7 protein-coding genes and 2 pseudogenes are annotated in these 8,693 nt (G+C 73.3%); 1 reads left to right on the forward strand and 8 read right to left on the reverse strand.

Annotated elements, in window-relative coordinates:
- The 8 genes and pseudogenes from KVT45_RS07915 to KVT45_RS57625 all read right to left on the reverse strand — a co-directional run.
- A pseudogene (locus KVT45_RS07915) lies at window positions 1-468 on the reverse strand (zinc ribbon domain-containing protein); the annotation flags it as partial.
- Window positions 465-1,025, reverse strand: a complete 561-nt coding sequence (locus tag KVT45_RS07920; protein WP_217545806.1) for a phage tail protein — start codon at window positions 1,023-1,025, stop codon at window positions 465-467. The gene KVT45_RS07920 and the pseudogene KVT45_RS07915, both read right to left, overlap by 4 nt.
- Before the next feature lie 28 nt (window positions 1,026-1,053).
- A complete protein-coding gene (locus KVT45_RS07925) occupies window positions 1,054-3,015 on the reverse strand; it encodes a putative baseplate assembly protein (protein ID WP_217545807.1) in 1,962 nt (653 codons plus the stop codon).
- Between the two features lie 5 nt (window positions 3,016-3,020).
- Window positions 3,021-3,464: a GPW/gp25 family protein gene (locus KVT45_RS07930; RefSeq protein ID WP_181806072.1), complete on the reverse strand. Its 444-nt coding sequence runs from the start codon at window positions 3,462-3,464 to the stop codon at window positions 3,021-3,023.
- 40 nt (window positions 3,465-3,504) lie between these two features.
- Window positions 3,505-5,415, reverse strand: coding sequence for a VgrG-related protein (locus tag KVT45_RS07935; RefSeq protein WP_217545808.1), 1,911 nt, complete (start codon window positions 5,413-5,415; stop codon window positions 3,505-3,507).
- Window positions 5,415-6,137: a tail protein X gene (locus KVT45_RS07940; protein ID WP_189262974.1), complete on the reverse strand. Its 723-nt coding sequence runs from the start codon at window positions 6,135-6,137 to the stop codon at window positions 5,415-5,417. Before KVT45_RS07940 ends, KVT45_RS07935 begins: the two co-directional genes overlap by 1 nt.
- A 32-nt stretch (window positions 6,138-6,169) precedes the next feature.
- The gene (locus KVT45_RS07945; RefSeq protein ID WP_089100302.1) at window positions 6,170-6,592 is read right to left on the reverse strand and encodes a phage tail protein; all 423 of its coding nucleotides are present in this window, start codon (window positions 6,590-6,592) and stop codon (window positions 6,170-6,172) included.
- A 49-nt stretch (window positions 6,593-6,641) separates the two neighbouring features.
- The gene (locus KVT45_RS57625; RefSeq protein ID WP_217545809.1) at window positions 6,642-7,232 is read right to left on the reverse strand and encodes a hypothetical protein; all 591 of its coding nucleotides are present in this window, start codon (window positions 7,230-7,232) and stop codon (window positions 6,642-6,644) included.
- A gap of 1,000 nt (window positions 7,233-8,232) precedes the next feature.
- On the opposite strand from KVT45_RS57625, the pseudogene KVT45_RS07955 reads away from it, so the two are divergent.
- Window positions 8,233-8,693: pseudogene (locus tag KVT45_RS07955) on the forward strand (hypothetical protein); the annotation flags it as partial.

Below are 8,693 nucleotides of genomic sequence, written 5' to 3' on the forward strand. Positions count from 1 at the left end.
GGGGGTGGGCTCACTCACCGGGATGAGGAGGCGGCGGGCCCTGTCCTGGTCCGGGGTGGGTGTGGGTGCGGGTGCGGGTGCGGCCTGTGGGGGCTCGGCGCCGCCGTGGGCTGCTTGTGGGTGGGGGGTGGGGAGGGGGGTGGTTTCGGCTGTGGGTGACGTGGCGGTGAGTGGGGGCTGGTCGCGCAGTTCCCCGCGCCCCTGAGGGGGCGCTGTCGTCGCCGATGCTTCAAGGTCCCTGTCCGGGGCCGTCGTTGTCGTTGTTCGGGTGTCTGGTTGGGGGAGGCCGGTGGCGCCGTCTCTGCGGGTGAAGGCGTCCCAGGCGCGGGGCGGGGTGGGGGTCGGGGTCTGCTGTCGGGGCTCCTCGCTGTTGCCGGCCCAGCTCAGGACCGCTCCGCACGCGTCGCAGAAGGACTGGCCCGGTTCCGCGACCGTGCCGCACTCCGTGCAGTTCCGGTTGGTCGTCATCGCTGCGGGGTCCTTTCGGCGGACGCGGTCACCTGGACCGTGTACGGCATATGAGCGGGGCGGGCGGCGGCCACGAGGTGTTCCAGGCGGACCTCGTCGGCCGGGGTGGGGGAGGGCAGCGTGAGGTGGACGTGCAGGCCGGGGCGGGGCTGACCGGGGAAGGGGCCCAGCGGGCGGGCGTTCCAGTCGGCGCCGCCGCTCTCCGTGATGTCCGGGGTCACGCCGAAGGCCAGGCGGACCGTCTCGGACAGGCCGAGGCGGGTGCCCCGGATGCGGTGCAGGTAGGCGGCTGCCGCCACGGCCGCTCGGAGCAGGGGTTCCGGTTCGGTGCCGTCCGTCTCGGCGCCGACCCAGGTGCCGAGCCATTCCGCGAAGTCCAGCGGGGCCAGGGCCGGGTCGAAGTAGCTGGGCAGGCAGTCGAGGACGTTCGGGATCGGGGCGATCACGTCGTCCAGGCCGGCGACGAAGCGCAGCGCGAGGTCGTCGTCGGCGAAGACCGCCGGGAGCATCGCGCCGATGGGGACGGAGGAGCCGAGGCCGTCGATGGAGCCTCTCAACGGAGGCCTCCGGTCGGGTTGTTGCCGGTCATTCGCCGATCACCCTCACCCGGTGGTCGTAGGAGAAGACCAGGGACGGGGCGTCCAGGTCGATGCGGTCGGTCGGGTCGCCGCGCTTGCCGGTGAGCGGGTCGGCGGGGTGGAGGACGACCTCGTCGACCAGTTCCACGCCGGGGACGCGTTGCAGCACCGCGAAGACCTCGCCCGACTGCACCGGGCGCCCGAACCGCCAGCCCTTGCCGTCCGCGCCGCCGGTCAGCGGGTCCAGGTGGCGGTAGAGGGCGTCGTGGGCCTGGTGGCGGACCCGGTCGACGTCCACGCCGCGGAAGGCGTGGACGGTGGCGACGACCGTGACGCCCTGGTAGAAGGGCGGGCCGACCGCCAACCGGGTTCCGATGAGGCGACGTTCGTCCAGGTAGCGGGTGATGCGGTCGAGCAGGGCGTCGCCGGGGACGAGTTGCTCGAAGCGGAGGCGGCCGCCCGGGTCGGGGACCGCCTGGGGTACCACCAGGACCCGTACCGCGTACGAACCGTGCTCGCCCTCCTCGCCTTCCAGGCAGGTGATCCGGGCCGTCTCGGGGGCGGCGCGGCGGGCCAGCTCCTCGTAGTCGCGCAGGGTCACCGCCCGCTCCTGGGCGCGCAGCGTGATCGGGGCGCGCACCTTCGCCTCGGCGACCGTCTCGCCGTCCACTCCGCCGCGCGCGGCCTCCCGGTTGACGACCTCCGCGACGTACGGGATGGAGGAACGCAGGATCTGTACGGCACCCCGGGCCACGTTGCCGTCCCGGCCGCCGCCCGTGCGGTAGCGGCGGGCCCGGACGACCGCGCCCTTCGGGGCCACCGTGCCGTACTGGCGCAGCGAGCCGTCCGGTTCGCGGACCGCGGGGCCGAAGGCGATGTCGCCGGTCGTCGCGTCGAGGGTGATGTGCCGGTCGTACGGACCGGAGGCCGCGAAGTGCGGGACGACCTGCCAGTCCACCCAGCCGCCCTCGCCGTCGTGTTCGGCGGTCTGCAGGAGCAGCGGCGGGGTGTCCCCGACGACGGGGGCGTGGGCGAGCCGCAGGCGCTGGCCGGGCAGGCCGGTGGACTCGCCGAGCGCCTCGTCCTCGACGGTCTCCGCGTGGACGGCGGCCGTGGTGCCGCCCACCGTGCAGGCCTCGACGAACCGGACCGTCGGGGACGTGGTGTAGAAGGGCTGGTCGGCACGCGGTTCGGTGACCCGGCAGCGCAGCCAGCTCGCCTCCAGGCCGCCGTTGCGGGACAGGACGTGACCGCCGGGGACGTGCAGCACGACCTCGCCGGGGCGGTTGAGGCCACCCGTGCCGTCCCGGTCGACCTCGCACTCCCGCCAGCCGTCCTCCGTCCACGCCTCCCACACCAGCGGGGGCTGGCGCGGGTCCACGCCGACACCGTCGACCCGGCTGTCCAGGTCCAGGGCGACCGCGCAGTGCGGGACGGCGGCGGAGAGGCCGAGCAGCATGCAGTCACCGGGGTTCGGGGCCTCGGTGAAGCACAACAGGTCCTTGCCCTCGGCGAGTTCATGGGTGAGGTCGACGACGGCCGCGCCGTGCTGCTGGCGCAGCAGGTGCCGCAACTCGCTCGGCACGATGGTCAGTTCGCGCTCGGTCGCGAAGACCACCGCCTCCTGGGTCTCGGTACGGCGGGTCGCCACCTCGGTGCCGACCGGCACCGGTACCGGCTCCTCGTGGGCCGCCGACAGCCAGAACGTCACGTCCGTACGGGCGGCGGAGGGCGGGAACAGCGTGATGCCGACCAGGTCCAGGAAGGCGAGGTGGTTCTTCTCCGGGACCCGGTTGAGGCGGTACACGAGCTGGTCGGCCATGTGCGCGACCGTCTCCACCAGCGTGATGCCGGGGTCGGAGACGTTGTGGTCGGTCCACTCCGGGGCGCGCTGCTGGATGTAACGCTTGGCGTCGTCGACGAACTGCTGGAAGCGTCGGTCGTCGAGGTTCGGGGAGGGCAGGGCCATCGGGATCAGCGGTCGCTTTCGGAGGAGTCCGGGGAGGCGGGGGGCAGGTCCGGCTCGTCGTGGGAGGGGATGACGTAGAAGGGGAAGACCAGGCTGCGCGGGTTGTTGGTGCCGCGGATCGAGTAGCGGACGTCGATCATCAGCACGCTCGGGTCGGCCCCGGTGGTCACCTCGACGTCCTCGACCTCGATCCGCGGCTCCCAGCGGTCGAGGCTGGCGTGCACCTCGTGCTGGATACGGCCGGCGGTCTGCTCGTTGACCGGGGCGAAGACGAGGTCGTGGATGGCACAGCCGAACTCCGGCCGCATCGGGCGTTCGCCCGGGGCCGTGGAGAGGATGAGGCGGATGGCCTCCTCCACCTCCTTCTCGCCGCTGACCAGGGCGATGCCGCCGGTGGGCCCGATGCGCAACGGGAACGACCAGCCGGAGCCGACGAACTGCTCTGCCATCAGCCCCGCACCCGCCGCTCGGGGAAGACCTCGCGCCCGCTCATGCCGGGATCACCATCACCGTCAGTCCGCCCATCATCAGGTTGCCCAGCACCGGCACCTCCGGGGCCTGGATCGCCACGGTGGCCAGGGAGCTGATCGCGACGGCGGCGTTGCCGCGCAGCGACAGGGCGGCGTTCGCCATCACGTTCACGGCGGCGGCGTTCACGGAGACCGCGCCCGCGGGCGCCTTGATGTCGACGAGTTCCGCGCTCTGTATGGACAGCGGCCCCCCGCTCCTGAGGCTGAGCGCGCCCCCCGCCTTCAGGGACAGGTTGGCGCCCGCCTCGACCGACACCGACCTGCTGCCCTTGATGGAGACGCTGCCCTTGCTGTCCACGGTGATCTCGGTCTGCTGCCGGTCCAGGAAGACGGTCAGTTTGTCGTCGCCGCTGGCCAGCCGGACGCCCTGTTTGCGGCCCCGCTGGTCGAGCAGGTCCATGCGGTTGCCGACCCGGTCGGAGACGGTGTGCCGGGTGGCCCGGCCACGCAGGCCGTCGTGGAGCGGCACGTCCTTGACCCTGGTCGGCTTGTCCTTGCCGTTGTAGAGGCCGCCGATGACGTACGCGTGGTCGAGGGCGCCCCGGTCGAAGGCGACGAGCACCTCGTCGCCGACGTCCATCGGGAAGACCCCGCCGCCGCGCACCCCGCCCCACTGCACGGTCCGGGTCCAGTCGCTGACGTAGGTGTCGTCCAGCCACGGGAACTTGATCTTCACCCGCCCCTGCTGGAGCGGATCCTGTACGTCGGTGACGAGGGCCTGCGCCACGCTGAGCTGCCGGTCGCCACCGGTGTCCCCGCCACCGCCCGAGGCCACGCCGTACAGGGACCGCCACTGCCGGCCGCTGACCGTCACCCAGGTCTCGTAGTGCTTGGCGTCGCCGAAGACATGCCGTACGGAGGTGACCGTGTACTTCCCCTCGAAGGGGTCCCCGACGTCCGCGAGCGCCACCGGAACCCCGGGCCGCAGCTTCGGGTTGCCCCGCACGACCACCTCCACCTCGGCGAACGTCGAGGTGACGTCGTCGGAGAGGGCGTCGGCCGCGTACTTCACCTCGGACTGCTTGTCGTACGGCGTACGCGTCTCGACCAGCTTCGACGTCTTGAACTCGCCGGCCGCCGCGCCCGGCGTGGTGCCGATGCTGTAGCCGGTGTTGGCGGCGGGGGTCACGGTCGCCGTGAGCGTCTTCTTCGTCCGTACGTCCCAGCCGCGCGACTCGACCTTGTTCACCTGGTCCGAGGCGGTGACCGCGGTACGCAGCCGCAGGATGTCGTGCCCGGCCTCCAGCACGAACGGGCTCTTGTCGCCGTCGGTCTGCGGCGAGGGCGCCCCCGAGGCGCTCTTCTGCTTCACGAACTGGAACTTGCCGTCGGCGTCCACCGACATGACCATCTCGTTCTCGTCGGCGAGCCGGGCCAGGAACTCCCAGTCGGTGACGTTCGACTGGCTGATGAACTCGTAGACGGTCCTGGTGGCCTGGATCCGCCCGATCGGCACCCCGTCCTGCGCGGCCAGCTTGCGGGCGATGTCGGAGGCGGTCTGGTTGCGGTACGCGACCACGCGGCGCTGCCGCATCAGCCGGAACCCGTAGTCGTAGCCCCGGACCACCGCGTAGCTGCCGGTGCCGTCGTACTCGGCCTCCATCCCCGTGACCTCACCGGTGAGCAGCGGGTCGCCGGTGCCCTGCCCGTCGGAGACCGGCGTGATCACCACCGGGGTGCCGAACTGGACGCCCAGCTTGCCCAGGAGCTTGCGCGCCGGGTCGCGGAAGGTCAGCTGGAAGGCGGCGGGCACCCCGACGCCCTGGTCCACGTGGGCGTCGACGAGATACCGCCCGTACTCCGAGGTGGCGGTCAGCTCCTTGCCGCCGATGACGACCTTGACGACGTTCGAGAAAGCGTGCTTCACCATCAGGACCGCACCTCCTCGGCGGCCGGCAACACCAGTTCCGTCCCCGTGGGCAGCCACCCCGGGTCGTCGATCCCGTTGGCGTCCGCGATCGCCCGCCAGGCGGCCGCGTTGCCGTACTCCCGCCAGGCCAGCGACTGCAGCGAGTCCCCGGCGACGACCCGGTGCACGCGCTGCGCGGTGAGCGCCCCGGACGTCGGGTTCTGCCCCGCGGTCTTGCTCGGGATCTCGTGCAGCTGAAGCCGGCAGCTGGCCCGGATCGGCATCCCGCTCGTCCCGAAGAGGGAGTAGGAGACATCGGCGGAGGCGACGTACGCCGTGAAGTTGGCCGTCGAGAACGAGCCCCACTGGAAGACCACCCAGGGCGGCGACGGCTGCTTGGCGGCGATGCTCTTGCTGGTGACCTCGCAGCAGGCCAGCAGCGACTCCACCTTCTTCATCACGTCGTTGCTGTCCGGGTCGTCGGACCGGTCCAGGAAGATCTCCACGCTCATCTCACGCGGATGGGTGCCGAGGAACTCCGGGAGCGCGCCGTCCCGTTCGATCGGCGCCGCCGACGACTTCCAGTCCGCCCGGCGGGCGATCGACAGCTGCGCCGGGTTGAACTCGAAGCCGAACGTCTTGATGATGCCGCCCGGGCTGGTGCTGGTGCCCACGGGCGGCTCGTGAATCGCGAGGGTGGCCCGCACGAGGCTCTTGCCGGCGCCCCGGCTACTCCTGGCCATGATCTGATCTGCCTGCCTCTCCGTACGTCCGCTCAGTCCGTGAAGCCGTGGTGGGCGATCTCCAGGACCTCCGTGGCCACGGACGGACTGCCCGCGTCCAGGGACGGCCCCTGCCAGCTCACCGGCAGTACGTCCAGCAGCCCCCACCGGGCCACCTCCGAGCCGTCCGCGCGCAGCGCCGTGATCTGCCCGGTGGGCCGCTCGATCCCCGTCTGCACGGACGAGATCCACTTCGCGACCTTCGAGGTGTCCGGGGTGAGCGGGCGGGTCAGCCGGATGTGGGAGAACGTGACCCGGGTCGGCAGCTGCCACACGAACCCGTTGTTCCCGCCCTCCTGCCGCTGCTCGATCTCCACCTGCGACGACAGTCCCTCGCACCCGTTGAAGTAGCCGAGGTCCTCGCCGTCGATGGAGAGGCTGAACCAGACTGTGGTGCCGGGGTCCTGGCGGTCCATCGGTGGCCTTTCTGTGGAGTGGGTGCACGGTCGTCGTGGTCAGTCGTGATCAGGGGCGGAAGTCGCGGAGCTTTCCCACGCGTTCGCGGTCGCGGCGGAGTTCGGTGCGGACGTGGCGGGTGATCCGGTCGATGATCCGGTGGACGAGGGCGTCCACCTGGAACTCGGTGAGGGCACGCGGGTCGAAACCGCCGCCCTCGATCGCCGTGTAGCCGGGCGGCGGATCGTCGGCGGACGAGGCGGACGCGGAGTACCCGGGCGGCGGCGGGTCGTCGGGGGGCGGGGGCTGCCTGCCCGTCTGGGTCCGGGGGGCCACGGCGCGCGCGGTGTGGGTGGTGCTGGTCGCCTTCTTCAGCGAGGTCGTGGGGTGGTCGACGGGGAGCGCGGTGGTGAGAGCGTCGCGCTGGACCGTGACGCGGCCGAGGGGGGCGACGGGGAGAGGGCTGGTGGCGGAGATCGGGGTGGTCGGGCGCAGCGGAACGGGTTGAGCGGGCGTGGGCGTGGGGGTGGCGGTGGCCGGCTTGACCGGCAGGGCGGCGGGCAGAGTTGCGGCCCGCTGCACGAAGAGGGGCAGGGGGGCCGCCGGTCCGGTGGCAGGCGGGAGGTTCGCCGGGAGGGGCGACTGTGCCCGGCGCTGCACGGCAGCCTGGCGGCCTCCGGGGCCGGGCGTGGTGGAAGGGGCGGAAGAGGCGGGGGCGACGGTCCGCTGGACGAAGGGCGGAACGGGGGAAGGCGGTGCAGCCGGCACCGAAGTGCCCGCCGTGGCGGGGCCGGTGGGGGCGGGCCGGGCCGGCTGGTCACGCTCGGCCGTCGTCGTCGGCGGGTTTGGTGCCGAGGCTCGCTGTACCGGACGGGGCGCTGCGGGCACCGGCCGGGAAAGGGCGGCCGGCTGGTCACCCGGAGAACCACTCGCCGAACCACCTGAAGAACCAGTCGAAGAACCACCCGAAGAACCAGCCGACGAACCGCTCGACGCCGGTTGCCGCTGCACGGACGGCACAGCCGCCTGGCGGCCGGCGGGCCTCGCGGCAGCCGCGCTCGCGGCGGGGCCCGTGAGGGGGGCGCCGAGGCCGAGACGGGGTGCGCGGGAGGTGGTCGTACCGGCGCGCTGTACGGAGGCGGGAGCCGGCGCCGGAGCGGGCCGGGCCGCCGTGGCCGGGTCGGCGGACGCCGGGGCGGGCCCCTGCTCGCGCGGACCTGGCGGCGGTATGTGCACATCCGGCACGGCAGCGGAGGAGAAGGGCTGCGGGCCCTCCGTCGTCCGCCGCTGTACGGGCACCTCACGGCCGCCGCTCCCGGCCGCGGGCGAAAGCGGAGCGCCGAGGCCGGGGCGAGGGGCGTCCGCGGTCGTCGCGGCACGCTGAACGGGAGCCGGAGTGGGAGCGGGCGGGGCCGCCGCCGTCGAGGTACCGGCCACGGTGTCCCGGCCGGGCTCGTTCGGTGGCATCGGCACGGCAGCCGGTACGGCTCCCGTCCCTGCCGGACGGGGCACTTCGCGTCCGGCATCGGTTGCGCCCGCGCGCTCCCTCGTCGTTCGCTGCACAGACGCGTCGCGGCCACCGCTCGCGGCCGGGGACACCGAGGGTCGCGCACTCTGCGGGACGGCCGAGGCGCGTGCGGCAGTGGGCGTTGCTCCCGCGGTGGGCGAAGAAGCCGTGGCGGCCTCGGTGCCGGTGGCCGCCGTACCGGTCCCGGGCGTCGGTGCCGAACTCGCCCCCGTACGACCGCTTTCCGGCGACGGCGACGGCGGCGTGTGCCGGGCGGCCGGGTCCGTGACGGTACTGCGCTGCACGGCGGGCGCCCCGGGGCTGCCGGGCACGATCGGAGAGACCGGGGTACGGCCGCCACCGCTCACCGTCCGCCGCTGCACAGGGGCCTGCGCCCCGGCGCCGGGCATACCGGAAGGCCCGTCGCTGCCCTGGGGCGCGGCGGACGGGGTGGACGTGGCGGATACCGAGGGTGGCGCGGGGGACGTGGAAGGGACAGGAGGGGGTGTCGTCGTAGGAGACGCGGGGGCCGTACGTGCCGTGGCCCCGGGCGACACGGGTGCCGACGCCGTACCGCCGCCGCCACCGCCGCCGCCACCGCCACCGCCCCCGCC

The sequence above is a fragment of the Streptomyces sp. GbtcB6 genome, from assembly GCF_019091475.1.
Lineage (GTDB): Bacteria > Actinomycetota > Actinomycetes > Streptomycetales > Streptomycetaceae > Streptomyces > Streptomyces hyaluromycini.

Excerpts from the sequence above, each read along its gene's own strand:
- KVT45_RS07940 (WP_189262974.1), bottom strand. The coding sequence starts at position 6,137 with ATGGCCAGGAGTAGCCGGGGCGCCGGCAAGAGCCTCGTGCGGGCCACC.
- KVT45_RS07945 (WP_089100302.1), bottom strand. The coding sequence starts at position 6,592 with ATGGACCGCCAGGACCCCGGCACCACAGTCTGGTTCAGCCTCTCCATC.
- KVT45_RS07925 (WP_217545807.1), bottom strand. The coding sequence starts at position 3,015 with ATGGCCCTGCCCTCCCCGAACCTCGACGACCGACGCTTCCAGCAGTTC.
- KVT45_RS07935 (WP_217545808.1), bottom strand. The coding sequence starts at position 5,415 with ATGGTGAAGCACGCTTTCTCGAACGTCGTCAAGGTCGTCATCGGCGGC.
- KVT45_RS07930 (WP_181806072.1), bottom strand. The coding sequence starts at position 3,464 with ATGGCAGAGCAGTTCGTCGGCTCCGGCTGGTCGTTCCCGTTGCGCATC.